This window comes from Rhodoferax sp. (assembly GCF_030653815.1).
GTDB lineage: Bacteria > Pseudomonadota > Gammaproteobacteria > Burkholderiales > Burkholderiaceae_C > Rhodoferax.
In genome coordinates, this window is record NZ_JAURYQ010000004.1 from 1 (window position 1) to 26,534 (window position 26,534).

Annotated in this window: 30 protein-coding genes and 1 riboswitch; of the genes, 9 read left to right on the forward strand and 21 right to left on the reverse strand. The window is 63.5% G+C overall.

What is annotated here, in order from left to right:
* The 8 genes from Q7U49_RS00730 to Q7U49_RS00765 form a co-directional block, all read left to right on the forward strand.
* A partial coding sequence (locus tag Q7U49_RS00730; RefSeq protein WP_304761778.1) for a type I-MYXAN CRISPR-associated protein Cas6/Cmx6 occupies nucleotides 1-287 on the forward strand: 287 nt, incomplete at its 5' end.
* A gap of 31 nt (nucleotides 288-318) precedes the next feature.
* The gene (locus tag Q7U49_RS00735; protein ID WP_304761780.1) at nucleotides 319-648 is read left to right on the forward strand and encodes a TusE/DsrC/DsvC family sulfur relay protein; all 330 of its coding nucleotides are present in this window, start codon (nucleotides 319-321) and stop codon (nucleotides 646-648) included.
* Nucleotides 649-699: 51 nt separating this feature from the next.
* The gene (locus tag Q7U49_RS00740) at nucleotides 700-1,317 is read left to right on the forward strand and encodes a hypothetical protein (RefSeq protein WP_304761782.1); all 618 of its coding nucleotides are present in this window, start codon (nucleotides 700-702) and stop codon (nucleotides 1,315-1,317) included.
* Nucleotides 1,318-1,330: 13 nt separating this feature from the next.
* Nucleotides 1,331-2,230 (forward strand): TauD/TfdA family dioxygenase, encoded by a 900-nt coding sequence (locus Q7U49_RS00745; RefSeq protein ID WP_304761784.1) that lies wholly within the window; start codon nucleotides 1,331-1,333, stop codon nucleotides 2,228-2,230.
* Nucleotides 2,227-3,702: a 2Fe-2S iron-sulfur cluster-binding protein gene (locus tag Q7U49_RS00750; protein WP_304761786.1), complete on the forward strand. Its 1,476-nt coding sequence runs from the start codon at nucleotides 2,227-2,229 to the stop codon at nucleotides 3,700-3,702. The genes Q7U49_RS00745 and Q7U49_RS00750 overlap by 4 nt, the downstream gene beginning before the upstream one ends.
* 22 nt (nucleotides 3,703-3,724) lie before the next feature.
* The gene (locus Q7U49_RS00755) at nucleotides 3,725-4,105 is read left to right on the forward strand and encodes a S24 family peptidase (RefSeq protein WP_304761788.1); all 381 of its coding nucleotides are present in this window, start codon (nucleotides 3,725-3,727) and stop codon (nucleotides 4,103-4,105) included.
* A gap of 31 nt (nucleotides 4,106-4,136) precedes the next feature.
* The gene (locus tag Q7U49_RS00760) at nucleotides 4,137-4,355 is read left to right on the forward strand and encodes a hypothetical protein (RefSeq protein WP_304761790.1); all 219 of its coding nucleotides are present in this window, start codon (nucleotides 4,137-4,139) and stop codon (nucleotides 4,353-4,355) included.
* 16 nt (nucleotides 4,356-4,371) lie between these two features.
* Nucleotides 4,372-4,830, forward strand: a complete 459-nt coding sequence (locus tag Q7U49_RS00765) for a hypothetical protein (RefSeq protein WP_304761791.1) — start codon at nucleotides 4,372-4,374, stop codon at nucleotides 4,828-4,830.
* A gap of 354 nt (nucleotides 4,831-5,184) precedes the next feature.
* On the opposite strand, the gene Q7U49_RS00770 is transcribed toward Q7U49_RS00765, so the two are convergent.
* The 8 genes from Q7U49_RS00770 to Q7U49_RS00805 all read right to left on the reverse strand — a co-directional run bounded on the left by Q7U49_RS00770 (nucleotide 5,185) and on the right by Q7U49_RS00805 (nucleotide 10,854).
* The gene (locus Q7U49_RS00770; RefSeq protein WP_304761793.1) at nucleotides 5,185-5,478 is read right to left on the reverse strand and encodes a TusE/DsrC/DsvC family sulfur relay protein; all 294 of its coding nucleotides are present in this window, start codon (nucleotides 5,476-5,478) and stop codon (nucleotides 5,185-5,187) included.
* Entirely contained in the window at nucleotides 5,475-5,843 is a 369-nt protein-coding gene (locus Q7U49_RS00775; RefSeq protein WP_304761795.1) for a co-chaperone YbbN, read from the reverse strand. Before Q7U49_RS00775 ends, Q7U49_RS00770 begins: the two co-directional genes overlap by 4 nt.
* Before the next feature lie 5 nt (nucleotides 5,844-5,848).
* Complete coding sequence (locus Q7U49_RS00780) at nucleotides 5,849-6,958, reverse strand: YeeE/YedE family protein (protein WP_304761797.1); 1,110 nt, start codon at nucleotides 6,956-6,958, stop codon at nucleotides 5,849-5,851.
* 24 nt (nucleotides 6,959-6,982) lie between these two features.
* Nucleotides 6,983-7,861: a hypothetical protein gene (locus tag Q7U49_RS00785; protein WP_304761799.1), complete on the reverse strand. Its 879-nt coding sequence runs from the start codon at nucleotides 7,859-7,861 to the stop codon at nucleotides 6,983-6,985.
* A 3-nt stretch (nucleotides 7,862-7,864) separates the two neighbouring features.
* Nucleotides 7,865-8,335: a DsrE/DsrF/DrsH-like family protein gene (locus Q7U49_RS00790; protein WP_304761801.1), complete on the reverse strand. Its 471-nt coding sequence runs from the start codon at nucleotides 8,333-8,335 to the stop codon at nucleotides 7,865-7,867.
* 38 nt (nucleotides 8,336-8,373) lie between these two features.
* Nucleotides 8,374-8,601, reverse strand: coding sequence for a sulfurtransferase TusA family protein (locus tag Q7U49_RS00795; RefSeq protein WP_304761803.1), 228 nt, complete (start codon nucleotides 8,599-8,601; stop codon nucleotides 8,374-8,376).
* A 177-nt stretch (nucleotides 8,602-8,778) separates the two neighbouring features.
* A complete protein-coding gene (locus tag Q7U49_RS00800; protein ID WP_304761805.1) occupies nucleotides 8,779-9,123 on the reverse strand; it encodes a helix-turn-helix transcriptional regulator in 345 nt (114 codons plus the stop codon).
* Nucleotides 9,124-9,228: 105 nt separating this feature from the next.
* Nucleotides 9,229-10,854, reverse strand: a complete 1,626-nt coding sequence (locus Q7U49_RS00805) for an iron ABC transporter permease (protein WP_304761807.1) — start codon at nucleotides 10,852-10,854, stop codon at nucleotides 9,229-9,231.
* Between the two features lie 52 nt (nucleotides 10,855-10,906).
* Between Q7U49_RS00805 and Q7U49_RS00810 the strand changes: the two genes are divergently transcribed.
* On the forward strand, nucleotides 10,907-12,097 hold the full coding sequence (locus Q7U49_RS00810; RefSeq protein WP_304761809.1) for an ABC transporter ATP-binding protein: 1,191 nt from the start codon (nucleotides 10,907-10,909) through the stop codon (nucleotides 12,095-12,097).
* 51 nt (nucleotides 12,098-12,148) lie between these two features.
* Here the strand turns inward: Q7U49_RS00810 and atzF are convergent, their stop codons facing one another.
* The 13 genes from atzF to Q7U49_RS00875 all read right to left on the reverse strand — a co-directional run.
* Entirely contained in the window at nucleotides 12,149-13,981 is a 1,833-nt protein-coding gene (gene atzF, locus Q7U49_RS00815; protein WP_304761810.1) for an allophanate hydrolase, read from the reverse strand.
* A 20-nt stretch (nucleotides 13,982-14,001) separates the two neighbouring features.
* A complete protein-coding gene (gene uca / locus Q7U49_RS00820) occupies nucleotides 14,002-17,631 on the reverse strand; it encodes an urea carboxylase (protein ID WP_304761812.1) in 3,630 nt (1,209 codons plus the stop codon).
* A 77-nt stretch (nucleotides 17,632-17,708) separates the two neighbouring features.
* Nucleotides 17,709-18,359 (reverse strand): urea amidolyase associated protein UAAP2, encoded by a 651-nt coding sequence (locus tag Q7U49_RS00825; RefSeq protein WP_304761814.1) that lies wholly within the window; start codon nucleotides 18,357-18,359, stop codon nucleotides 17,709-17,711.
* Nucleotides 18,360-18,415: 56 nt separating this feature from the next.
* A complete protein-coding gene (locus tag Q7U49_RS00830; RefSeq protein ID WP_304761816.1) occupies nucleotides 18,416-19,198 on the reverse strand; it encodes an urea amidolyase associated protein UAAP1 in 783 nt (260 codons plus the stop codon).
* Between the two features lie 46 nt (nucleotides 19,199-19,244).
* The gene (locus Q7U49_RS00835) at nucleotides 19,245-20,081 is read right to left on the reverse strand and encodes an ABC transporter ATP-binding protein (protein WP_304761818.1); all 837 of its coding nucleotides are present in this window, start codon (nucleotides 20,079-20,081) and stop codon (nucleotides 19,245-19,247) included.
* A 14-nt stretch (nucleotides 20,082-20,095) separates the two neighbouring features.
* Complete coding sequence (locus Q7U49_RS00840; RefSeq protein WP_304761819.1) at nucleotides 20,096-20,914, reverse strand: ABC transporter permease; 819 nt, start codon at nucleotides 20,912-20,914, stop codon at nucleotides 20,096-20,098.
* Between the two features lie 55 nt (nucleotides 20,915-20,969).
* Nucleotides 20,970-21,079: riboswitch (guanidine-I (ykkC/yxkD leader) on the reverse strand.
* A gap of 208 nt (nucleotides 21,080-21,287) precedes the next feature.
* A complete protein-coding gene (locus Q7U49_RS00845; RefSeq protein WP_304761821.1) occupies nucleotides 21,288-22,043 on the reverse strand; it encodes a hypothetical protein in 756 nt (251 codons plus the stop codon).
* Nucleotides 22,040-22,846: an N-acyl homoserine lactonase family protein gene (locus Q7U49_RS00850; protein WP_304761823.1), complete on the reverse strand. Its 807-nt coding sequence runs from the start codon at nucleotides 22,844-22,846 to the stop codon at nucleotides 22,040-22,042. The genes Q7U49_RS00845 and Q7U49_RS00850 overlap by 4 nt, the downstream gene beginning before the upstream one ends.
* Nucleotides 22,843-23,517: a cysteine hydrolase family protein gene (locus tag Q7U49_RS00855; protein WP_304761824.1), complete on the reverse strand. Its 675-nt coding sequence runs from the start codon at nucleotides 23,515-23,517 to the stop codon at nucleotides 22,843-22,845. Before Q7U49_RS00855 ends, Q7U49_RS00850 begins: the two co-directional genes overlap by 4 nt.
* Before the next feature lie 5 nt (nucleotides 23,518-23,522).
* The gene (locus tag Q7U49_RS00860) at nucleotides 23,523-24,296 is read right to left on the reverse strand and encodes a creatininase (RefSeq protein WP_304761826.1); all 774 of its coding nucleotides are present in this window, start codon (nucleotides 24,294-24,296) and stop codon (nucleotides 23,523-23,525) included.
* Nucleotides 24,293-25,204, reverse strand: a complete 912-nt coding sequence (locus tag Q7U49_RS00865) for a DMT family transporter (RefSeq protein WP_304761828.1) — start codon at nucleotides 25,202-25,204, stop codon at nucleotides 24,293-24,295. The genes Q7U49_RS00860 and Q7U49_RS00865 overlap by 4 nt, the downstream gene beginning before the upstream one ends.
* Nucleotides 25,201-25,965, reverse strand: a complete 765-nt coding sequence (locus Q7U49_RS00870) for an SDR family NAD(P)-dependent oxidoreductase (RefSeq protein WP_304761830.1) — start codon at nucleotides 25,963-25,965, stop codon at nucleotides 25,201-25,203. The genes Q7U49_RS00865 and Q7U49_RS00870 overlap by 4 nt, the downstream gene beginning before the upstream one ends.
* Nucleotides 25,965-26,534: SDR family NAD(P)-dependent oxidoreductase (locus Q7U49_RS00875; protein WP_304761831.1), on the reverse strand; the 570-nt coding region annotated here is incomplete at its 5' end. The genes Q7U49_RS00870 and Q7U49_RS00875, both read right to left, overlap by 1 nt.

The following is a 26,534-nucleotide window of genomic DNA, read 5'->3' on the forward strand; positions in this document are numbered from 1 at the left end:
CCCACACCACGCTGTACGCCTTTCATGTGGCCGCAACGGATGCCGACGAGGTGGCCTTCATGGCCAGTGTCACGCAGGCCTTGTCCGGCTTGGGTGTGGGCGGCGAACGCGTCTGCGGCAAACGCCAGCAACTGACGCTGGCCAGTGGCGTGGTCCCCACGTTCAGCCTGATGCTGCACGGCTTGGCGCCCGAGCCCTCGCTGCACCTGCAGCGGCACGGCATCGGGCCACACCGGCTGCTCGGCTGCGGCATTTTCATACCGCACAAATCCGCTGCGGCGGTTTAACAATTCATCAACGCAACCAAGGAGAAATTCAATGGCTTACACCATCAATGGCACCGACTACGAGACCGATGAACAAGGTTTTTTATTGGAGCCACTGTATGAAGATGACGCGGTGCGCGTCATTGCCGAGGCGGAAGGCATCAACTTGACCGACGCGCACTGGGAGGTCATCAACTACCTGCGTGAACAATACCGCGAACATGGCCATACCCCCAATTTCCGCAACATGCTCAAAGGGTTTGCCGAGATTCGCCCCGAGGTGGACAGCAAGTACCTCTACGACCTGTTTCCCATCGGACCGGCCAAACAGGGCCCCAAGGTGGCGGCCTTGCCGCAGCCGCTGGGCAAGGGCGGCTACTGACATGACCCTGCGCTTGTCCAACTGGCGACCTTGGCAATTTCGAGGTGATGTATGGCCAAGCTGAGGATCAAGAGCCAGTGGTTTCGCGACAGCGGCACCAAAACGCCGCAGCAAAATGCCAGCGCCATGGCCTTCATCACCTGGCGCGTAGCGCAAAACACGCTCAAGCAAATGCGCACGGCGCGGTTCGATATCGAGATCGGGCCGCAGTATTTTGCGTTCACCCACGAGGTGCTGGTGTTTTTGACCCAGGTGATCGACCGCATGGCCCATGCCCGCATGGAGGATGACGAACGCGCCGAGTTCATGACCGCCCTGGTGCAGCGCGTGGCCCAAATCCTGCAGGACAACGAGGACGGACTCATGGGCGTGCCAGCCGCCGGGCAAGCCAGCCACTACGCGCAGTTCATCGACCTGTTCAACGAACTGTCAGAGCACTACGCCGACTTCGGTTTTGATGCCAAGGGGCCTGACTTTGCCTTCGTGCGTTACCTCGGGCACCGCATCGAGGCGCTGATGCCGCAAAAAGACCAGCGCTGGGTGGTAGACCAGATCATGGCCAGCGAAGTACCCGATGCGCTGGACATGATCCAGCGCGGCATGGACGGCGTTTTATCCACCGAGCCCCGGCCCTCGCGGGCCTCGCGCGCAGGCGTTTCGGGCGACTGAGGCAGAGCACACCATGCAAAACCCGTTCGACCTGGCGCAGCCCCTGGCCTATCAGCGCTGGCGCGACGCCAAATTGGCCCGCCAACCGCACCAGGCGAGTGACCTGATCGTCGATGTGGCCGACCCGCGTGCCTTGTCCGCGCCGGAACGCGAGGCGTTGTTGCAGTGCTGCGAGGTGGCCAACATGGCCATCTACCGCAGCCCGGTGGTTTCTGAGGACAAAGCCATTCCGATCCAGCTGGCACGCCAGCTCGGTCTGCACCAGCTCGATGGCAACTGGCTGGCCGACGAAGACGGCATTTCGCCGATTGCGGTGGCGGCACCCACGGGTGAACGGACTGCGTTCATCCCCTACACCAACCGCCCCATCAAGTGGCATACCGACGGCTATTACCATCCCGAGACCCGCCCCATCAAGGGCATGGTGCTGCATTGTGTGCGCCCGGCGCGCCGGGGTGGCGACACCGCGCTGATGAACCATGAGATGGCCTACATTGCGCTGCGGGAGGCCAACCCGGAATGGGTGCGCGCCCTGATGGCGATGGATGCCATGACCATTCCGGCGCGGCTGGACGACGACGGCATGGCCCGCCCGGAGCAAGCCGGCCCGGTGTTCATGGTCGACGCACTGAGCGGTCAATTGCACATGCGCTACACCGCACGCACGCGCAGCATTGTCTGGAAAGACGATGCCACCACGCGCGACGCGGTGGCGTTTCTGGCTGATTTTCTGGCCGGCGACAGCCGCCACTTTTTTCGTCTGCGGCTGGAGGCCGGCATGGGCCTGGTGTGCAACAACGTGCTGCATGACCGCGCCGGCTTTAACGACGACCCGCAGGCCCCGCGCTTGCTGTACCGGGCGCGTTATCTGGACCGGCTGGACCGACCCACCACAGGAGCCCTCACACCATGAGTCATCAGGTCAGTGTTTGGCGCGCCGCCCAGTTGCTGGGTGTGGCGCGCGGCGTGCTGCAGCAAAAAGTGCGCGACGGTAGCCTGGTGCTCAACGACGGCTGGGTTTCCACCGACGTCTTGCTGAAACTTTACCCCGACGCCCAGCTGGAAGAATCGGGCCTGCTGGAGCGGGTCTCGCAAATCCGCGATGAAGCCTTTGGCAAACGCTTGCGCGAGCGTCTGCTACCGAGCCAGGAGGTGCTGGCGCAGCGCCTGTTTGCGCAAAGCCAGGAACTCGCCGATGTGCGCAAACACCTGCAGCGCTACCATGAACTGGTGGTCGGCCTGCAGCAGGACATTCGCCAGCAACTGGACCAGCACCCTGGTGCCGCTGACTGGCTGGCACTGGAACAACAGATCACGCAGGGGCTGGCCCAGGCGCTGGCCACCGAGCCGGTGGACATGCTGGAGGTGATGGACGATATGCTCAAAATCATGACGGCCCAGGTCACGGTGCGCCCCAGCGGCCACCAATTCCCGGTGGAGGGGCGCGCCAACCTGTTGCAGGCAGGCTTGCACGCCGGGCTTAAACTCAATTACGGCTGTGGCAACGGCAGTTGCGGCATGTGCAAGGTGCGTGTGATTTCGGGCGAGGTGGCCAAGACCCAGCACTTTGACTATGCGCTGTCCGAGGCCGAAAAAGCCCAGGGCTACACCTTGATGTGCTGCCACACCGCCGCCAGCAGCGAGCTGACGCTGGAGTTGCTCGAAGCCTGCGACCCGCGTGACATTCCTGTGCAGATGATTGCCACCCAGGTGCGTGCCATCACCAAACTGGCGCCGGACACCGTGTTGCTGCACCTGCAAACCCCGCGCAGCCACCGCTTGCGCTTTCTGGCGGGCCAGTCGGTGCAAGTGGGCTGGACGCTGGCCGGACATGAGGACGCCTCGACCAGCTACCCGCTGGCCAGTTGCCCCTGCGACGAGCGCAACCTGCTGTTCTTCATCACCCGCAACGCCACCGACAGCTTTGCACAGCGCCTGTTTGCCGGTGACATCAAACAGGGCAGTACCGTGACGGTAGTAGGTCCGAGCGGCGAATTTGTGCTGGCAGAAGGCCACCGCCCGCTGGTGTTTGCCGCTTGCGACGCCGGTTTTGGCCCGATCAAGAGCCTGATCGAGCACGCCTTGTCGCTTGACGCCGCACCGTCGCTGTCGCTGTTCTGGCTGGCGACACGCCCGGACGGTCACTTCTACAGCAACCAGTGCCGGGCCTGGTCGGAGGCGCTGGACCAGTTCGAATACGAACTCGACACCCACCCCGACGCCGCCCTGGGTGCCTGGCAAATCGCCCAGGCCATGCGCGCCGATTTGTTTGACATTGACTGCGACTTCTACCTGGCCGGCCCCGTTGAATTTGTGCGCGCCCTGCATGACGAACTGCGCACCTCCGGCGTGGCCGAATCCCAGATCGCCAGCCTGGTGCTTTGACCCTTCTCACCCCCCAAGACCCATGCAAACCCAAGTCCCTGATGTCAGCAAGACCTATGTTGAAGCGACCCAATCCGCCTTTGACGCCACCCTGCCCGAATGCGCAGGCGGCGAGTCTTTTGCACTGATGGTGCAGGGCTTCAGCATGGCGCCGGAATTTCTGGAGGGCGAAATCATCCTGATCGAACCCGAAGGCCTGGCCAAAGACGGCTCTTACGTGCTGGCCATGCACGATCAGGAATGGACCTTCCGGCAACTGCTGCGTACCGAGGCCGGTTGGATGTTGCACCCACTGAACCCAGCCTTTCCCGATGCCGCCATTCCTGACCTGTCATCCATCCACGGCGTCATCATTCAAAAGGCCCTGCCCGGTCGGCGCCGCGCCTCCAAACATTACGTCTGACCTTGTCTGACGGCAAACACCCTCCCCTGCCATGCCTTATTACATTTACCGCGTCAAACCCTTTACCCAACTGGACCAACTCAGCGCCCATGACACCTTTGCCGAGGCCTCCAGCCAAGCCAAAGCGCTGCGCCTGCAACCTGACTTGCCGGCCACGGACAAGATCAAGGTGATCTTTGCCGACACCCCCCTGCAGGCCGAAAACCTGTTGTGCCAGGTGCGCACGGCCGGTCCCAAGGGCGACGACTGAGGTCGCAAGGTAAACGATGGTGGATGAAGCGGCCTTTCACGCCTCACGCGAGCGCCTCAACCCCAGCCCCTGCGTTTTTTCCAAGGCGCTCCTGTCAGGCTGCGCCAGTTGCAGTCTGTCCCAGCGCCATGCCCTGGCCGAGCGTGAGGTCGTGGCCTGCACCGTGCCGGTGGCGCACATCAACTGCGGTACATTGAGGGACCTGTTTTACGAGCGCGCCACCTTTGTGCTGCGGCTGCCGCGCCCGGCCACCGAGATCCCGCATCAGGCCGCGATGAAGCTGAGCTGTGGCGGCCTGAACGGATTACAAGCCGCATTGGCAGCGCCCAACACCGATGTCCACGCCATGGTGCAACTGGCGCACAGCCGGTTTGACAGCCTGCTCGACCTGCCCTGGCAAACCATTGTTGAGCACATCGGTGCTTGGCAGATTCGGCGTCGCTCGCCAATCCACAACAATCCCGACGCCCGCTAGAAGTCCGACGGTGAGCGATGCTTGCCGCGTTCAAACTGCGGTGATTTGCTGCGCATGGCAATCCCCAGGGGCGGCCACCTCATACTGGGGTACCAGAAATCGGTGACCACCCCTGGGGATTACCACGCGATGGAGTGAATATGCGGAGGTTTTGAAGACAAACTGAAAACGGTTGTCATTGCGGGCTTGACCCGCAATCCATGACGGCCGAGGCCACGCCCAGCGCAGTGGCTGGCTTTGGGGGCTGACGATTTCTGGTACTCCAGTATGAGGAAGCCGCCAAAGCCAGTCGCTGCGCGGGTTTGGCTAACGAATCCGGAAATTAACGGATCAACGAGTCAGTATGTACCGACCCTAAACGCAACCGGTAGGCTTGGGTAAGCCGCCGTATTTGGTGATCGGCTTCATCGGCCCGGTCATCCACAGTTTGAAAACGGCGTTTTGGTCTTCCTCGATGTACTTGGCAAATTTGCGAATGGGCGGCACGCTGCCGAATTCTTCGTAATATGCGCGTGCCTTGAGGATGTGCGTCCACTTGACATCATCCAACTCATAGCCGTCGGCCTCGGCCATGGCGCGGCCGATTTCGTCGGTCCAGTCCCCCATGTCGGTCAGATAACCGTCGCCGTCGCGTTCGGGCAAGTTCATTGTGTGTTCTCCGGTTGGGGTGATTTGGCGTGGTGGGCCAGCAGCTGGTCCAGAAAACGGCGCAAGAAACCTTCGGTCTGCATACCGTGAAAACGGTCGATGACCTGGCCATGGCTGTAGCCGATCACGGTCGGGAAACCTTTGGCCTGATGGCGCCCGGCGATGCGCATGTTTTCATCGGCATCGACCTTGACCAGCACAAAACGGCCGGCGTAGTCCTGCGCCAAACGCTCCAGCAAGGGGGTTAGCACCCGGCAGGGGCTACACCAGTCGGCGCCGATGTCGAGCAGCACCGGCAGTTGGTGGGAGCGCAGCACCACCGCATCCTCAAAATCGGACTCGGTGGCGTCAACAACAAAGGGCATGGGATTCAAGCGCGCCAGTTCTGGTAGTGCATAGTGGCTGCGGCACCACCGATGATGCCGGCCAGCACGATGAAGGACCCGATCGCCAGCGTCGAGATGCCGGTCATGCCCTGGCCCACCGTGCAGCCCAGCGCGGTGACACCGCCAAAGCCCATCAGCACGGCACCCAGCAACTGGGTACGCAGGTCTTCCATCGAGGCAAAACCTTCCCAGCGAAACTGGCGGCTGGCCAGGGCGTAGGCCAGCGAACCCAGCACCACACCAATGGCGCTGGCAATGCCAAAGCTCACGCGCAGGGACTGGTCGGTCCAGAGCATCAACAATTCCAGGCTGAAGGCGGTGGGCGCGACAAAACTGAAGGACTCCAGGGTGCGGGTGTTGGTGGCAAAGTAAACCATTTCCATGGTCTCGGGGCTTTCGCCGTGACCCAGGTGGCCGGTGAGGTACCAGCCGGCCACGATCAGCAAGCCCAGCACCACGCCCCCCAGCCATTGCACCGGGTTGCCGCGAAAGCGCTTGTCTTTCAGGGCAAAGGCCGCCAGCCCCAGGCTCAGCACCGCCACGCTGGCCAGCAGCGCGGGTTGGGCAGCCAGGCCGGTCAGCTTGGCCAGAATTTGGGGCAGGGTTTGACCTGCCAGACCCCACTGCGCCAGGTCCAACGTAACCGGGTCGAGGTAGCTGGCACGCCACTGACCGAACAGGCCCTTGAGGGTCATGTAGGCCGAGATCGCCACGAACACCAGCACCACCAGCGAACGCAGGCTGCCCGCGCCCAGGCGCACCAGGTTTTTATTGACGCAGCCGGCCGCAATGGTCATGCCCACGCCAAAGATCACGCCACCCAGCACCAGCGACAGCCAGGGCAAACTGGGGCGGACGTAAATGGACTTTGACAGATCAATCAGCCCCAACTGGAACAACAGATTGGTGCCGATCATGGCCACCGCAATGGCCAGCAGCCACATGCGCATGCGGCCCCAGTGTTCCATATTGACCACGTCCGAGATCGCACCCATGGTGCAGAAATTGGTCTTGTTGGCCACGGCACCAAAAATGAAGGCCAGGGCGAAACCGCCCCACACCACCATGCTGCTCAAGTCGCTGGGCTCAGTCATCATGGGCTCCTGAAACGGGTTAAATTATTTGCCAGCAGTGGCCAGTCGCACCATGGTTGTGCGAATGGCCTCGGGGGCGTTGATGATCGTCATGAACTGGCCCATGCCCAGGGCCGGCCAGGCCAGCGCAATGCGGTAACGTGCGTACAGGGCGTAGACCTTGTTGTCGACAATGAACAATTCGTAGGGCAGGGCTGCAGGATGGTCCGTGCCGATCTTGTTGACCCACCAGCCTTCGCCGTCGCTGCTGCTGTTCATGGCCACGCCGAACACCGCCATTTTTTTGTCGGGCATGACCACCTCATACACCTGCCGGGTGTCGCCCACACCCTTGGCCAGGTTGTCCTTCACCGCCTTGAGCGCCTCGTCGAAACTGGCGTAGCTGGCGAGTTCACTGTTGGCCGAGTCAAAACGCTCCATGCCAAACATGTAGCGGTAGTCGGTCAACTCGGCCTGCGGCACGTCACCGCCAAAACCGGTGCCCTCGCCCAAGGCTTTGACCAGGCGCTGTTGCACCGATTTGACCGCCTCTTGCGAGACCGCAAACTTGCCGCGCAAATAAGCCCGGTACCAATAGTCCGGGTTCATGTAGGATACATTGCCCTCGCTGTCAACGCCTACGCGAATGGCCGCCGCCACAATGCTGCTGCTGGGACCGCTGGCGCGAATGGCCGCCAGCATGGCCGGGTCGGCGACCACGAGGCTGGCACGTCCGGCAACCCCCTTGGGCAGGTGCTGCCCAAGCACGCTGAAGCCTTCGGCCTGCAGTTTTTTCTCAACCTGAGAAAGCTGCGCCGGCAGCTCTGCCGCCGGTAGTTTGCTGGCGTGGGTGTAGGGTGACAGGGCCAGGCTGAGCTGGGCCGCGCACAACAGGGCAGCGCCCAGGAGCAGTCGTTTGATCATGGCTTAAATGAACAGGCAGACGTCGGATTCGCCGGCAAACTTCATGAACGTGGCGGCACCGCCGTACTCCACATCCTTGATGAACTCGCTGGTCTCGAACTCGAACAGGTCCACGGTCATCTGGCAGGCGACAAACTTGACCTCCGACTCCAGGCAGATGTCACGCAGTTCCTGCAAAGAGGCCACACCCTTGGACTTCATCTTGTTTTTCATCATCATGGTCGCCATGGATTCCATGCCCGGCAACATTTGCACCATGACAGGCATCGGCACCGGCATCGGCATGGCCGGATTGGCCAGCGGGCTGATCTTGATGTCATCGAGACTCTTGCGCAGCAGTTGCAAACCATAGAAGGTGAAAAATATCTGCACCTCCCAGCCCAGCGCGGCGGCCGTGGAGGCCAGAATGAACGGGGGGTAAGCCATGTCCAAGGTACCCTTGGTGGCGATCAAGGCCATTTTTTTAGCTGCCATGTGTGCGCTCCGAGTAAGGTTGGGGAGATCCCGGAGGATCAGGCTTTCTTGAGGAAAAACACGAACTTGCTGTTTTCGCTGCCCTGCTCCAGCAAGGCATTGCCGGTTTGCTCGGCAAAGGCCGCCATGTCGCAGACCGAGCCGGGGTCGGTGGCGATCACTTTCAATACCTGCCCCGACGTCATGTCGGCCAGTGCCTTCTTGGTGCGGACGATGGGCAGTGGGCAGGAAAGACCGGACGCGTCAAATTCTTTGTTAAATTCCATGGGATATCTCCGTGAGTTAATGGCTTGAAGCCGAATATTCATTTCATAACACCACCCACTTCTTGCGAAGGAGACGGTGTTGCGACTGGGCGATTTTTGATGAGCCGGCCCCATGCGTCTATCACCGCAAAGGATGGGGCCAGGTAACCCATATGGGTTATGCGCAAGCCGGCGCGCTCAGGTCGGCATGCTGGTGATCTTGCGGTCGACTTCGTGACACACGGCTTCGCAGATCGAGACAATGCGCTGGTCAATGATGCGGTAAAAAATTTGCACCCCGTCCCGGCGTTTGCCCAGGATGCCGGCCTGGTACAAGGTGTTGAGGTGCTGCGACATGTTGGGCTGGGTGGTGTCGACCTGCGTCAGCAGGTAGCTCACATTTTTTTCGCCGTCGCACAGGCAGTTGATGATCTTGAGCCGCATGGGTGCCGACATGACACGAAACAGGTCGGCGGCCGACTCGTAGGTTTGGTCGGTTTTGACTACTTTTGCTGTGTCAGGGGTGGTCGGCTGGAGTGGCATGACGCTGGGTCCTTGTTTTTTTAGGGCGCTCGCTTGAAGCCCTTGCGTGGCACGGTTAAAAGTGACTTCATGGATTTCAACGCGCTTATATTAGCGATTTTACGTTCAGCCCGCGCTGGACCGGAGCGTGCGACTGAGCATGATCACCGGAATCAGACCCACCAGCACCAGTGCCAACGACGGCAACGCCGCCTCGCCCAGGCGCTCATCGCGTGCCAGCTGGTAGGCCACGACCGCGAGGGTGTCGCTGTTGAAAGGCCGCAGCACCAGGGTGGCGGGCAATTCCTTCATCACATCGACAAACACCAGCAACAGGGCCACTGCGGTGGAGCGCCGTAACAGCGGCCAGTGCACCCGCTTCAACAAGCCCCATTCACCACTGCCCAGCATGCGCGCCGAATCATCAAAACTCGCTGGAATGCGGGCATAACCACTTTGCACCGATTGCAGCGCCACCGCACAAAAACGCACCAGATAAGCCCACACCAGGCCAAACACCGTGGCCGTCATGAGGTAACCCGCGCCGCTGTCAGGCCACTGGGCCTGCAGCCAGCCCACCGGCAACAGCAGCCCGACCACGATCACCGCACCGGGCACGGCATAACCCAGGCCCGCCAGCTGCACCGCCCAGCGCGTGGGTGCATCGGGGTGGCGCCGCGCACTGAAGGCCAGCGCCAAAGCCAGCGCCACGGCCAACACCGCACTGATCAGCCCCAGACGCACACTGTTCACGGCCCAGCCCAAAAATGAACCCCAGGACAGCACCGACCAGTCGGCGATGAGCGGTCGCAGCATGAACAGGACCGGCAACACAAAACCGGCCAGCACCGGCACGCCACACAGCAACCAGGCCAGCAGCAGTGGCCGGCCTGTGAGCTTGAGCGGCCGCGCGTCCATGGACCCGGCCCGGGCACCCCGGCTGGCAGCAAAACGGAGTTGCTGCCGGGACCGGCGCTCCAGGAACAGGAGCAGTGCCACCAGGGCCAGCAACACGGTGGCCAATTGGGCAGCGGCCAGGCGATTGTCCATCGACAACCAGGCCTTGTAAATGCCGGCGGTGAAGGTCTGGATGCCAAAGTAGCTTGACACGCCAAAGTCGGCCAGGGTTTCCATCAAGGCCAGCGCTGTGCCGGCCGCCACCGCCGGGCGCGCCAAGGGCAAGGCGATCTCGAACATGCGCCGGCGCATGGGCGCACCCAGCAGGCGGGCCGCCTCCATCAAGTGCGCGGCGCGCTCGCTCAGGGCCGTGCGCGCCAGCAAATAAACATAGGGGTAGAGCGAAAAGACGAAGACCCAGGCGGCGCCACCCAGGTTGCGCACCTCGGGGAACACCCTGCCCTGCCCACCCGTGAGCTCACGCACCATGGTTTGAAACGGCCCGCTGAACTGCAAAAAGTCGGTGTAGGCGTAAGCCACCACATAAGCCGGCATGGCCAGTGGCAGCAACAGCGCCCATTCAAAAAAACGCCGGCCGGCGAAGTCAAACAGCGTCACCGCAGCCGCACAGGACAGGCCCACCCCCACCACGCCCACGCCCACCAGCGCGCTCAACAGCAGCGTGGTGCCCAAATAATCGGGCAATACCGTTTGCGCCATCTCGCGCAAAATCTGCCGGGCGGTGCCATCGGCTCCACCCATGGAAAACCAGGACGCCATGACCGCCAGCACCGGCAGCATGAAGACTGCGGTCAACAGCAAAAACAGGAACTGACGCAGTCTGAGCAAGCGCATTGATGGGCAAAGTTAAATCAAATGAGAATTGTAATCATTTAGAATGTTTTTCATGTTCCTCGAAGTCTCCCAACTCAGCGTCACCTATGCCGGCCAAAAGGTCCCGGCCGTCCATGATGTGTCCTTCGGCTTGCGGGCCGGCGACATTGGCGTCTTGATCGGACCGTCGGGCTGCGGCAAAACCACGCTGCTGCGTGCAGTGGCCGGGCTGGAGCAGGCCAGTGCCGGTGTCATCCGCCTGGGTGGCGAGGTGGTCAGCCAGGCCGGTGTGTCGCTGCCGCCGGAGTCGCGCCAGGTGGGCATGGTGTTTCAGGACTACGCGCTGTTTCCGCACCTGAGCATTGGCCGCAACGTGGCCTTCGGCATTGATCACCTGCCGCGCACCGAGCGCCAAGCCCGAGTGGCCGAGGTGCTGGCGCTGGTGGGGCTGGAAGGCCAGGAAAACCGATTCCCCCATGAGTTGTCAGGCGGGCAACAACAGCGCGTGGCGCTGGCGCGGGCGCTGGCCCCCGGGCCGCGCCTGCTGTTGCTGGATGAACCCTTTTCCAACCTCGATGTGGACCTGCGCGAGCGGCTGGCCTACGAGGTACGCGGCATCCTGAAAGCCGCCAACGCCACCGCCCTGTTTGTCACCCACGACCAGCTGGAAGCGTTTGCCGTGGGCGACACCATTGGCGTCATGCACCAGGGCGAACTGCACCAGTGGGACAGCGCCTACACGCTGTACCACCGGCCGGCCTCGCGCTTTGTTGCCGAATTCATTGGTCACGGCGTTTTTACCCCGGCCGTGATCCGCGACGTGGCGGGGGAGGTGGTGGTGCAGACGCCGCTGGGCAACCTGACCGACATGGCCGAGTGCCCGCTGCCTTGCGCCTATTCGGGCGGTGCCTGCGACGTGCTGCTGCGCGCCGACGACATCGTGCACGATGACGATGCACCGGTGAAGGCGCAGATCATGCGCAAGGCGTTTCGCGGCGCCGAATTTCTCTACACCTTGCGCCTGGCCACCGGCGAAACCGTGATGGCGCTGGTGCCCAGCCACCACGACCATTCTCTGGGCGAGTGGATCGGCATTCGGGCCCAGGTCGACCATGTGGTGACCTTCAACCGCGACTGCCCGCAACACGATGGCCGCATGTGCCGCATGCCCTGTGAGCACACCACGCGCCCGGCCGATCTGGCGCAACCGGTCCAGTGGCATACGGCCCGACCGGAGACTGACGGCGCCATGCACGGCGCCTGATCCTCTGGTTTCTTTCCGGTGGCCTCGGTCCGTGGGGCCACCGTCAATCCTCTATGGCGAGATGCTGCGCAGGTAGGCGCGCCAGCCGCGCAGGTGGCTGATGTCCTTGGCCATCAAGGTGGCATAGGCCTCGCAGACAAAGCCCTGCACTTGGCTGCCGTCAGCGAGCTCAATTGAACCAATGCCCAGCGGTGCCGGGATACCCGCCACAAACGAGCCAAAATTCTGCGCCGGCAACTCCCACACCTCCAGCTCAATCGCAGTCCCCCCTTCGGCGACCCGCACCATGCCGGGCCGGTACGGTGGGCCGCCAGGCAAGGCAAACAACTGGTAGCAGGGCGCGCTGTGGGTGGTCTGCAGCAACCGGGCGCCGCGCTGCGTCAGTTGCCAGTTCAGGGGCAGGCCGCTCAAATGCGCGCCACACACCGCCACCCGCACCAGGCCCGACGGAAAGACCGCCGTGTCGGGCGTGGCACTGGGCAAGCGGTGCGGTGCGTGCAGCGTGGCACCCACGGTCGGCACGGCGCTCGCGTGCAGGCGCGCCGCCAGCGACAGCAGCGGCAGGTCCTGACCTGCGGGTGCCACCAGCGTCACGCCCCAGGGCATGTTCGCCATGGCGGCGCTCATGAAGCCGGTGGGCACGGCCACCGCCGCCAGATCCAGCAGGTTGACGAAATTGGTGTAGTGGCCCAGGTTGGAGTTGAGCCGGATCGGGTCTGCTTCCACCGCCGCAATGGTGTAGGCCGTGCTGGCCGTGGGCGTGACCAGGCAGTCGATGTTGTCCCAAACGGGAAGCGTTTCTTGCTGTAGTTCTTTCAGGCGGTACAGCGCGGCAAAGGTGTCGGGGGCGGATATCTGGATACCTTTTTCGGTGATGGCGCGTGTCACCGGGTGCAGCGCTTCGGGTTGGGCCTCGATAAAGGCGCGGATGGCCTGGTAACGCTCGGCCACCCACGGGCCTTCGTAAAGCAGGGTCGCCACGGCACGAAACGGCCTCAGGTCCACAGTCACCGGCGTGCCGCCCAGGGCGACCAGCTGCGCCACCGCCTGGGCGAACTGGGCCGGGCCTTCCGGGTTGCCATGAAATTCCAGATCGGCGTCACGCGGCACGCCAAAACGAAAGGCACTGGCGGCGCCAAAGTTGTGGCCGTGTGGGGGCAGGTTGCGCGAATACGCATCCAGCGGGTCTTCGCCCTGCGCGACCGCCAGCACGGCGGCCGCATCACCGGCGGTGAGGGCGAACACCGAGACCACGTCCAGCGTGCGGCAGGCCGGCACCACACCGGTGGCGGGAAGCCGGCCGCAGGTGGGTTTCAGGCCCACCAGGTTGTTCAGCATGGCCGGCACACGGCCGGAACCCGCGGTGTCGGTGCCGAGCGAGAAACTGGCCAGACCACGTGCCACCGACACGGCCGAACCAGCCGATGAGCCGCCCGAGACGTAATCCGGATCAATGCCGTTGCGGCATGCGCCATAGGGCGAGCGCACCCCCACCAGACCGGTGGCGAACTGGTCCAGGTTGGTCTTGCCCACGGGAATGGCGCCGGCCGCAACGAGCCGCTGCACCACCGTGGCGCTGGCCTCGGGGGTGTAGGCAAATTCGGGGCAGGCCGCCGTAGTGGGAATGCCGGCCAGGTCAATGTTGTCCTTGATGGCAAACGGAATGCCATACAGCGGCAAGGTGGCCGGATCACGGCCGTCCAGTGCCGCAGCATAGGCACGCATTTCATCCAACGTCAGGCGGCGAATCCAGACATGGCGCTCAAGCAGCGCATCTTCCGCCAGCATCTGCGCATGCAAGGCCTCCACCAGCGCCTTCGGCGTCAGGCTGCCATCCAGGTAGCGGGCCCGCAGCGCGGGAATGGACAAATCAAGCATCTTCATCTCCTTCTAAAGTATGGGGTTCAGGACTGACGCATCAGCACCAGCGCTTGGCCGGCGGTCACCGCCTGGCCCTCGGTGCACAGCAGCTGTTCAATACAACCGTCACACGGGGCATACACGGTGATTTCCATCTTCATCGACTCGATCACCAGCAGCGCCTGGCCGGCCTTGACCTGCGCGCCCACCGTGGCCAGCACCGACCAGACCCCGCCCGACACCTGGGACGCCACCACCTCGCCGTCAAAAACCTGGGCCGCTGCGGCCCGGGCGGCAGCGTCGTCGGCGGCTCCGGTATCGGGCGCTTCTGACACCCCGGCGAGCCGCCAGCGTTCCCGTTCGGACTCAAAGGCGGCTTGCTGGCCCTGCTTGAATTGGGCAATGGATTGCGCGTTGTCAGCCAGGTAACGCTGGTAGTCGGACAGGCGGAAGCTGCCCTCTTCGATGCGCAACCCGACGCGTCCCGCAACGAAGTCCTTGCGGTAGTCCAGCAACTCCTGCGCCCCCATGGGGTAGAAACGGATCTGGTCAAAAAAGCGCAATAGCCAGGGCTTGCCGGCAACAAATTCACGGGTCTCGCGCCAGCGGTTCCACATCTGCACCGTGCGACCGACAAATTGGTAGCCGCCGGGGCCCTCCATGCCGTACACACACAGGTAGGCGCCGCCAATACCGACCGCGTTTTCCGGGGTCCAGGTGCGCGCCGGGTTGTACTTGGTGGTGACCAGCCGGTGTCGCGGGTCCAGCGGTGTCGCCACCGGCGCGCCCAAGTACACGTCACCCAGGCCCAGCACCATGTAGCTGGCCTCGAACACGATGTCGTAGACCGCCTGAATGTCAGGCAAGCCATTGATGCGCCGAATGAACTCGATGTTGCTCGGGCACCAGGGTGCGTCGGCACTGACCGACTGCATGTATTTTTCAATCGCCAGTTTCGTCGCCGGGTCGTCCCACGACAAGGGCAGCCAGACCGTGCGGCTGGGCACTTCGATGTCGGTGCTGGCACTCAGGCCCGCTTGCGCCTGCAGCAAGTGGTCCATCAAATGGGCCAGCGGCAACACCAGCGGGTCGTAATGCACCTGCAGGGAGCGAATGCCCGGCGTCAGGTCGATCACGCCGGGCAGTTGGCCGGCATCCCGCAGCGCCTGCAACCGCGCCATCAGGGCGTGCACCAGAAAACGCAGCGTCAGGTCGAGCTGCAACTCGCCAAACTCCACCAGCACATAGGCATCACCGGCGCGTCGGTACACCACCTCGACACTGTCGCCCTGCGCTGGCACGCGGTGCAGCACCGGGCCATCCAGTGGCTGGCTGCTGGCGGCCGGAACTGGCGTGGCCTCATGAACATCGATGATTGGTGCCGCCAGTGCCTGCTGTTGTGCGCGCAACAGGGCCGTGGCATCGGCGTGGCGCAAGGGCACAAAGCGCACCGTGTTGCCGGGCGCGAGTTGGCCCAGCTTCCACAACTCGGCCTGCACCACCGTGGCCGGGCAGACAAAGCCACCCAGGCTCGGGCCGTCGGGCCCCAGGATGACGGGCATGTCGCCGGTGAAATCAATGGCGCCAATGGCGTAGGCGTTGTCATGGATGTTGGACGGGTGCAGCCCGGCCTCGCCACCATCGCGGCGCGCCCAGCCGGGCTTGGGGCCGATCAGGCGTACCCCGGTGCGGCTGGAGTTGTAGTGCACCTGCCAGTCGGTGGCAAAAAACATGGCCATGTCGTCAGCGGTGAAAAAGTCGGGCGCGGCATGCGGCCCGACCAACACCCCGATATCCCAATGGCTGCTATAACTGGGGATCAGGGCCGCAGCGGTCTCGGGCTGCATGGCAGGCAAACTGGCGAGCTGGCCGACGTGCAGCACATCGCCGGCGCGCAACACGCGACCGCCATGGCCGCCAAACTGGCCCAGCGTGAAAGTGGCTTTGCTGCCCAAATAATCGGGCACGTCGATGCCGCCGGCCACGGCCAGGTAGGCGCGGCAGCCGGCACCGGTGATGCGACCCAGGCGCAGGGTTTGACCCACCTCCAGCATGAGGGGGACGTTCATGGGCACGGGCGCACCATCCAGCGTCAACTCGATGGACGCACCGGTCACCGCGACCTGCATGGCACTGCGGCAGCGCAAACCCGGACCGGCCACGGTGATCTCCAGCGCCGCCGCGCCTTCCGGGTTGCCCACCAGGCGGTTGGCCAGGCGCAACGCCAGCGCGTCCATGGGGCCCGAAGGCGGCACACCCACATCCCAGTAACCCAGGCGGCCCGGCCAGTCCTGCACCGAGCTTTGCACGCCTGGGCTCAGCACGTCGATGGCATGGCTGGGCGCGCTGAACGTGGCCAGGCTGCGCGTGGTGTGGCGCCCTTGTGTGAATGGCGCGAAATGCATCACGGCGCGCAGGTAGTCGAGGTTGGATTCCAGTCCGGCGATGCGCGTCTCGTCCAGGGCTTGGGCCAGCTTGCCCAGGGCCTGCACACGGTCATCGCCATGCGCGATCAGCTTGGCCAGCATCGGGTCGTAATGGGCGCTGACCTCGCTGCCCCGCGCAATCCAGGTGTCGACCCGGATGTCGCCCGGAAAACGCACCTCGGTCAACAAGCCGGTGGAGGGCTGAAAATTCTTGGCCGGGTCCTCGGCGTACAGGCGGGCCTGCACCGCATGGCCGCGCGCCACTACCTGCAGGGTGCTTAAGGGCGGCATGTCACCGGCGGCCAGGCGCACCATCCAGTCCACCAAATCGATGCCGGTCACCGCCTCGGTGACGCCGTGCTCCACTTGCAGGCGGGCGTTGACTTCCAGAAAAAAGAACTCCTGGGTGGCCGCGTCCACGACAAACTCCACCGTGCCGGCCGAGCGGTAACAGGCTTTGCTGGCGAGCTTGCGTGCGGTGTCCAGCAGCGCCTGGCGTACTTCCGTGCGCAAATTGGGCGCCGGTGTTTCTTCCACCACCTTCTGGTTGCGCCGCTGCAGCGAACAGTCGCGCTCGCCGAGCGCCAGCACATTGCCCGCGCCATCGCCAAAAATCTGCACCTCGATGTGGCGCGCATCGCTGATGAATCGCTCCAGAAACACCCCGGCATCCGAAAAATTGGACTGCGCCAGGCGCTTCACCGACTCAAAGGCGCTGCGCAGCGCATCGGCATCGGGGCACATCTGCATGCCAATGCCACCGCCGCCGGCGCTGCTCTTGAGCATCACCGGGTAGCCAATGAGGTTGGCCTGTGCCAGCGCGGCGTCCAGGTCAGCCAACAGGCCGGTGCCGGGCAGCAAGGGCACACCGGCCTCAGCAGCGAGCGCGCGCGCCGTGTGCTTGAGGCCGAAGGTGCGCATTTGCTGCGGCGTGGGGCCGATGAAGGCGAGCCCGGCCGCCTCGCACAGCTCGACAAACTGCGCGTTTTCCGAAAGAAAACCGTAGCCGGGATGGATGGCCTGCGCGCCCGTGGCCTGCGCGGCCTCGATGATGCGCTGCATCGCCAGGTAACTGCCGGCCACCGCCGCCGAGCCGACACACACCGCCTCGTCGGCCATGGCCACATGGGCGGACTCGGTATCAGCCTCGGAATAAATGGCCACCGCGCCCACACCCATCTGGCGCAGCGTGCGGATGATGCGGCAGGCAATGGCACCGCGATTGGCTACAAGTACTTTTTTGAACATGGTCAGATCAGATCAGGGGCAGGTCGTCCAGCCGGGCATGAACACAGGACCGGTCGTCCGGCCTGCAAGTTGGGGTGTCAGGCCGGGTTCCACACCAGGCAGCGCACCGGCGTCGGGTTGTAGGCGTTGCACGGGTTGTTGAGTTGCGGGCAGTTGGAGATCAGCACCACCACATCCATCTCGGCGCGCATCTCGACATATTTGCCGGGGGCCGATACGCCGTCCTCAAATGTCAGCCCGCCCTCGGGCGTGACCGGCACGTTCATGAAGAAGTTGATGTTGGAGGCAATGTCGCGCTTGTGCAGGCCATAGGGGCTGTTGGCAATGGCGGCCATGAAGCTGTCACGGCAACTGTGCATGGCGCGCTTTTCCAGCGCGTAACGCACCGTGTTGCTTTCACAGGAACAGGCACCGCCCAGCGTGTCGTGGCGGCCGCAGGTGTCGGCCACGATGGTCAGCATGGGCCGGCCCTCGCTGGACATCAAGACGCTGCCCAGGCTCAGGTACAAAGCGCCCTGGGCCTGCATGGTGTGCGTGAGGCTGTAGTGTTCTTCGGGGTCATCGGCATTGAAGAACAGCGTGTCCACGGCCTGGTTACCTTCGAGGTCGACAATGCGAAAAATCTGGCCTTTGGCGATTTTTTGCAGCCAGGGCTCGCCCGCTGGCACGATGGCATCCACAACGGCCTGCGCCGGGTCAAGATCGCTAAAGTGAAGATTGGCAGACATGGTGGATTTCCTTGCAATGAGGGTTCAGACGAATGGGCGGTGTGGCGTGCACGGGTTCACAGAAACCAGCGCTCGGTGTTGATGAAGCCGCGGCCGTTTTCCGGGCACAACAGGCGGCAGGGGTCGGTGGCACCGGCGGTGCCCGAACGCCAGGCGGTCAGTTGCACCGGACCGGGCGCATAGGCCGGCGCGGGGTCCAGCGGGTGCGGCGCGGCGGACAGCATCACCAGCACATTCATCTCGAAGCGCAAGTCCACATGCTGGCCGGCCTGCCGGTGTCCTGTTTCGAACTGCAGGCGGCCTTGCGTATCGGCGGTCACTTTGCTGAAAAAGTTGACATTGGCATTGAGGTCGCGGCGGCCCAGACCCCATTTGTTGAGCTCCACCACCAGTCCATCCTGGCCACTGCGGAACATGCCGTTACGGTGCTCCTGGTACCGCGCCTGGCCATACTTCCTGGCGACGCCGGCTGCATCCAGCACCCCGGAAAACGTGTCGTGCCAGCCGCAGGTGTCCTCGGTGATGGAACACAGCACCCGCCCCATGTCCGAATAACACACATGAGCTTGCGTCAGGAAAGCCGTGTGCTGCGCCTTGAGCGTGTCGGGCATGTTGTAGCGCTCGGTCTTTTCTTCCTGGTTGAAAAACAGCGCCGACACATTGGCCTTGCCATTCAGGTCGGTCAGGCGCAGCGTGTTGCCGCGGCGCAGCAGACCCGACCAGTGACACCCCCCCGGTAGCGATTCCTCCCACAGCACCAGCTCGGGCGAAAAGCGGGCAGACGTTACAGGCACGGCGGCGCGGGCCAGGGCTGGTAAATCATCAAAAGTAAGGGACATGGTGGACTCGCTTGAAGAAGGGGGATAAAAATGGTTTCTGACTGACTCAAACATCGGCGCTTTGCAGGTTCAACTGCTCCAGCATGTCCAGGTCAGTGCTGATACCGGTGCTCTCGCGAATACGCGCCAGGATCTCGGCACGCAAGGCCCGAAACGGCTCGCTGTGCTTCATGTCCTGGGTGCGCCGCGCAGGCAGCGGCACCGGGAAAATGCTGTGGATGCGCCCGGGGCGCGGCTGCATCAGCACCACACGCTGGCCCAGGTACACCGCCTCTTCCACGTCGTGGGTAACAAACACAATGGTGGTTTTTTCGATGCGGTGGATGTGCAAAATCAGGTCGTGCATGACCTCGCGCGTTTGCGAGTCGAGGGCGCCGAACGGCTCATCCATCAGCAAAATCGACGGCCGCCCCATCAGCGCGCGGGCAATGGCGACGCGCTGCTGCATGCCGCCCGAGAGCTGGTTCGGGTAGGCGTCACGCACCTTGTTCAGGCCAATCAGATTGAGCAAGGCGTCGGCACGACCCGACGCCGCTTCCACGTCGGCCGAACTCAGGTTTTCACGGTTGACCTTGAGCCGACGGCTGAACTTGATGTTTTCCATCACCGTCAACCAAGGGTACAGGCTGTAGTGCTGGAACACCATGGCGCGGTCAGCGCCCGGCGCGGCGATGTTGCGGCCATCGCACAGCACCTCGCCGCTGGTGCGGTATTCGAGCCCGGCCAGGATGCGCAACAGCGTGGACTTGCCGCAGCCGGAGGCCCCCACCAGCGTGATGAACTCGTTGTTGTCGATGCTGAGGTTGACGTTTTCCAGCGCCGGGACCGGACTGGCCGCGCGCTCGAACACCTTGCCGACGTTTTGAATGGTGACTTTGGACATGGTGTGATCTCTTATTAACCGCGTGTGTGGGCCCAGGGGTAAAGGCGGCGATGCAGCCAGCGAAAGCCCTGGTCAATGACCAGACCAATCAGGCCGATCAGGATGATGCCGCCGAAGATGGTGTCGGTCTTGAGGTAGCGCTGCGCCTTCAGGATGGCGTAACCCAGCCCCGAATTGGCGGCGACGAGCTCGGCCACCACCAGATAGGTCCAGGCCCAGCCCATGGTGATGCGCAGGGTGTCCAGAATGGCGGGGCGAGCCGACTGGGCCAGCACCAGACGCATCATCTCGAAGCGGGTGGCACCCATGGTCAAGGCCGCCTCGATCTGCGCCAGCGGCACCAGGCGCACGTTGTCGGCCACCATCAGCACCATCTGGAAAAATGTGCCGATGAAGATGATGGAAATCTTGGCGCTTTCGCCAATGCCGAGCCACAACATCACCAGCGGAATAAAAGCCACCGCAGGCATGTAACGGATGAAGTCGGTCAGGGGTTCGAGCAGGGCCTCGACCGGGCGAAAGGCACCAATCAGCAAACCCAGCGGCAAGGCCAGCGCGGCCGACAGCGCAAAACCGGCGGCGACGCGGTAGGTGCTGATGAGCGCATCACCGGCCAGGTCGTCTTCCAGCAGCCAAGTGACCAAACGCGTCAGCACATTCCAGGGGCCGGGCAGGAACATCGGATCGACCCAGCCCGAGGCGGACAACATCGCCCAGGCGGCAAACGGGACGAACAAGCCAAGGATGGCGAAGAGCCAGTATTGGCGGCGCGACAACTGGCCTGCAATGCGCCAGATGCCTGGACGGGCCGGGTGCGAAAAAGTGTCTGTCATGCGGGCTCCAGTGGTCAGATAAACAAAGCAAGAGAGGACGGTGCAACAGACCATCATCTCCCGGGCTTTTGTCCCTCCGTGGAGCCGCAACGAAAAGCGGCCGACAGCTCTCGGACCAGACAGCGCCAAGGAAATTTGGCGCCCGGAACCCTAGCGGTCTAGCAAGTCAGGCAGCGTGCCATGCACAGCGCCCTCTCTTGGAGTTAACTAAGCAACTTGGATGCCAGCTTGCAAATATTGGCATTCAGCGCGTTTAAACAGAAATCAGTTGGCGCGATCAGCCGCGAGACAGGCCCGCGCCTTGTATGCGCCGAAAGTCAGGGGCACCCTGCACCAAAATGGTGAATGAGTCCACACATGGTGCACCGGTAACTCACACAGGCGCCTCTTGGCCAGACCATTCGAGCACCTGCCACTGTTCTCCCAAACCCGGACTGCCAACTGTTGCGCATGTCCCGTTGACGCGCGCCACGGCAAAAGGCATGCAGGCCCCAGTCAGCGCCGGCAAGGTCGACTGCTCAATGGTCCAATCACCGCCTTCCAGCGTGCCAAACGAAATTTCAAAGTCCAGCAGCGCTTGGGCCATGCCGGGGTGCCTGGCCATCACCTCCAGCAGGGTGTGCCCGGCGCTTGTGTCGGCCGGCCAGGCCAGGCGCCGGGGCCGCACATGCATGGCGTAACGACCCGCCACCAAGAAGCGCTCCCGGGTGTCGCCACCCGCCTCATCAAGCCCGGCCAGCGCGATGAAACGCCCGGTGGAGTCCGGCAGCCGTTCCCAAATCTCAAGATAAGGCGAATGAACCCCGGTCTCGATCACACGTTCCGACGTTTCAAACACCATGACACCGGCATCGACCTCGGCGCGCGCTGGCTGAAAATCAAGACGGCGCTGCCAGGTGCACACCTCACCGTCGGCTTGTCGCTCGACCTGGGTCACGCCGCAAAATCCTTGCTGGCCCGCCAGCTGATGCTGCGTGCCAATTTCCGGCACAGTCACCGGAATGCGCAGGTCGGCGTGCCAAAGACTGGTCTGCAACCAGCGCACAAAAGTGCTTTCATCACGCTGCTGCGGGGTTTCCAGCAACGTGCGCGCCCAGACCCCGCGGTAATGGTCCGGCACCGGGCTCATTCGCAGGCTCCTGGAAACGGCGGCAGGCTGCGGTAGAACGCCATGTCATGGTTGGGCCAAATCACCGCGCCGGTGTTGCACGCCAGCGCCTTGAGTTTGCGGATGCTCGCCACCGCCTGGGCTTCACGGCCTTGCCACAGGGTGCCCGGGGCGATCTCATCGTCCAGGTTCTCCTGCAGGTCGGCGGCATCCCCCGCAAGTAACACAGGCGGACCCTTGGGCAACTCGATCAGCAGCGACATGTGCCCGATGGTGTGTCCCGGCGTGGCCACAGCCTGCACCCCGGGCAGCACGCTGTATTCGCCCTGCTGCAGACAAAAAGACAAGGGCGCACCCGCATCGTCCAACAGGTCATCGGCAAAGACCGCAGGGTCGGCGCCACTGCGCGCAGCAATCACCTCGTCGTGCTGCACATGAATCTCGGCGCCGCAGCCGCAGCGCTTGAGTTCCTTCAAACCACCGGCATGGTCAAAATGCAGATGGCCAATGAAGATCACATCCACATCCGCCGGTGTCAGCCCCAAACGCGCCAGATGATGGGGTATGCACTGCTGCTCCAGCATCTCGGGCGCCCCGAACGCGAACACGTCCGGGTTGTAGTAACGGGCGCGGGCGATGGGGTCGTGGATTTTGGCGTGGTCACAGCCCACGTCATACAGGATGCGGCCATTCGCGGTTTCGATCAGGTAGGCCAGGATGGGCGCCTCGATCTGCTGCCCATGCCCCCGGTTCAGGGTCGAAATGGATTTGTCGTAGCGATGCGTGGCGGTGAGCAGCGGCCACATTTTTTTGACTTGGGTCATGCGATGGCTTTCCGTGCAGTGGTGGCTTGAAACGCCGCCAGCACTTGATCCGTGCTGGCGACCTGACCGAAGATGCCGCCCTCGACACCGATCATTGCCAGTGCTGGCGCCTGCAAAGCGGGGTCGCTGGCGGCGGTCGCGTCGCCCACGGTGATGCAGCGATAACCACGGTCCACGGCTTCGCGCAAGCTGGAGTGCACGCAGACCTCGGTAGTCACGCCGCACAGAATCAGGTGACGAATACTGCGACGAATGAGCGCGCCTTCCAGATCGGTCAGGTGGAACGCACCGTAACCCGGCTTGTCGATCACCACTTCACCGGCCTGCGGCTTTAATTGGTCAATGAAATTGTGCCCATACTCGCCACGCACCAGCAGGCGACCCATGGGGCCCGCACTGCCAATGGGCGCCCCGACCCGCATGCTGCGCCGCATTTTTTCCGGCGGGCAGTCCGACAGATCCGGCAGATGGCCTTCGCGCGTGTGCACCACCAGCAGGCCGGCCGCGCGCGCTGCTGTCAGCAGGCGCTGAATTTGGGCGATGGGCCGGGCCAGCCGGGCGACATCAAGCCCGGCGCGCGCCGCGTACCCTTGCGGACTGCAAAAGTCCCGCTGCATGTCGATCACCAGCAGCGCTGTGGCGGCAGGGTCACTAGTCCACGCATGTTCCATGGTCGTCACTTCGCCGGGGAAAACCCGTTTTCAATCGCCTGGGCGATGCGCACCGCGACTTCCTGCGCCAGCAAACGGCCTTTCTCCGCGCTGGACCCTTTGGCCGACGACAACACGCCCGACGCGGGCACCCAGTCGGTGCGCGTGGGGTACATGTCGTACGGCGGAAAGTCGGCCGGGCCATCGTCGGGGATCAGGTCCAGCCGCACCAGAGACGGGTGGTAGTGCAACATCATCGAAGTTTCCAGCACGGCGGCATGCTCCAGCGCAAAGCCGGGAAAACCCTGCGGGAACACATCGGCCAGGGTGTCGGGGGTCATGAAGTCCCAGTATTCGAGCCGCATGACTTCAAGCTGGGTGCCGGGTCCTGCATCGCGCAGCCCCAGGTCAATGCCCTCGATCAAAAACCACTGGTTCTCGTAGTGGCCATTGACCACCACCAACTTGGTGACGCCATGGCGGGCAAATTCGCGCACGGCATCACGCACCGAACCAATCAGGGTGGCCGCATCGACGCTGGTGGTGCCGCAAAAATGCTGGCCGCCGCCACACTTGGGCTGCGACTTGTAACCGTAGGACAAAGTTGGTGCCACCAGGCCACCCACACGCGCAGCCGCATCCGCCGCCACCGAGGCCGACAGCAGGCCATCGGTGCCCAGCGGCAAATGGGGACCGTGCTGCTCCAGCGCACCCACTGGCAACAAGATGGGCGGCTGGTCTTGTTGAATGCGGCTTTGGTAGTCGAGCCAGGACAGTTGGTTCATCCAGACAGTGCTCATGGGGTTTCCTTTTTCAAAATGGGGATGACGGGGGCTGGCATGCCGGTGTCGGTGGCCTCGATCAGTGCGGCGCTGGCAATCAGCGCGCCGCCCACCCATTCCAGGGTCGACAAAGCTTCGCCGCCCCACCAGGTGGCCGTGAGCACGGCCACCAGCAGTTCGGCCAGCATGACCACCCCGGCGCGACCGCTTTCCATGTGGGTGACACCAAATTGCCAGGTGGCGGTGGCCAGCAGCAGCCAGCCAAAACCGTAAGCCATGACTGCCAGCGACACCGGCAGTGACACAGCCGGAACAGGCGAGCCCAAGCCCAGCACCCAGAGGCCGGAGAGCACGCCGCAGCCCAGGAACACGGCCGCTGTTTTGGAGCGGATCGGAATCGCCTGGCCGGCCCGTGCGATGACGTTGTTGCCGGCAAACGCCAGCCCCGCCGTGAGTGCCAGCACATCGGCCACACTCAAGGCGGCGCTGAAGGCCTGCGCCCCGCCCAGCACCAGCCAAAGCCCGGCCAGCGCCACCGCCACGGCCAGCTTGCGCCGGGTGCTGACGCGCTCCTTCAAAAACAGCCAGCCCCCCAGCACCGACCACACCGGCGACAGGTAAAACAAAAACATGACCCGCACCACGTCGCCCAGCATCAGCGCGTTGACAAACGAGGTGTTGGCCCAGCCGCCCACCAGCGCCAGTGCGACCAGCAGACCGGCCTGCGACCGCCAGGCCGTGCGTTCGCGCCACAGGTAGGCGGCCAGCGCCAGCCCCACCGGACCATACACCAGCATCGACAGTACCGGACCGCTTAAGCCCACCTCGACAAACTGTTTCAAGGGCCACCAGGACAGACCCCACAGCGAGGACGAAAACAGCAGCACCAGCAAAGGCAAGGCCGGAGATCGGGCAGCATTCGTCATGGCATCACCGAGCCGCCATTGGGCCCAAGCACTTGGCCGCAATAAAAACGGGACAAATCCGACGCCAAAAACAGCGCCGTGGCCGAAATCTCTTCGGGCTCGGCAAAACGCTGCTGGGGAATGTCGAGTTCTTTCTGAATCGATTCGGCGCTCATGGCGGCCAGCGACACCATGGCGGTAGCCACCGGCCCCGGCGCAATGGCGTTGATGCGTATGGCTGGCGCAAACTCGCGCGCCAGCGACCGGGTCAGGCCGATCACGCCAGCCTTGGCCGCGCAGTAGGGGGCCAACTGGGCGCGCCCCAGAATGCCCAGGTCCGAAGCGACGTTGATGACCACGCCGTGCTGGCGCGCCACCATGGCGGGCAGGAAAGCACGACAGGTCAAAAATACCGATTTCAGGTCGGTCGCCAGCATACGGTCCCAGTCGGCTTCGGTCGTCTCCAGAAACGGTTTTTCCTGGATGATGCCGGCGTTGTTGACCAGAATATCCAGCGCACCACAGACATTTTTCACTTGCGCCGCCAGCCGGGCCACGTCCGCGGCAAGACTCACATCGGCTTCCAGCGCCCAGGCCGGCACGCCAAAACTTTGCAACTCCTGCACCAAGACTTGGGCTTGCGCCGCTTGCCCCAGATGGTTCACCACCACGGCGGCACCGGCTTGCGCAAAGGCCAGGGCAATGGCACGGCCAATGCCGGTCGCGGCACCGGTGACCAGGGCGGTGCGCCCGGTCAGGGACAGGTTCAGGGCAGCGGCCATCAGTTCATCACCTCGCCGTTGCTCACCACCAGCGCCTGGCCGGTGAGCGGGGCGGCATCGGCGCTGGCCAAAAACAGGTAAATGCCGGCAATGTCAGCGGGCGCCAGCATGCCGGGCAAGGCTTGATGCGCCAGCAAGTCGCGCTCGACCTCGGCCTCGCTGCGGCCCTGCTGCTGCGCCATGCTGGCGAGCGAGCGCATGGCGGCCTCGGTGCGGATCCAGCCCGGGCACACCGCATTGACACGAATACCGCGAGCGCCCAACTCAAACGCCAGCGAACGGGTCAACCCGACGACCGCGTGTTTGCTTGCCACATAGGCCGAAAAGTCGGCAACGCCGGTCTTGCCCCAGATGGACGACTGGTTGATGACACTGGCACCTGCCGGCATCAGCGGCAGCAGCGCGCGTGTGAGGCGCACCATGCTCACCACATTGTTGTCGAGCAGGCTCGCCCAGCGCGCCATGGCGTCCGGCGCCGGGCTGTCGATCGGGGTGGGGTATTCCACCCCCGCGTTGTTGACCAGCACATCCACCCTGCCCCATTGGCTTTGCAGGCGGGTGGCCAGCGC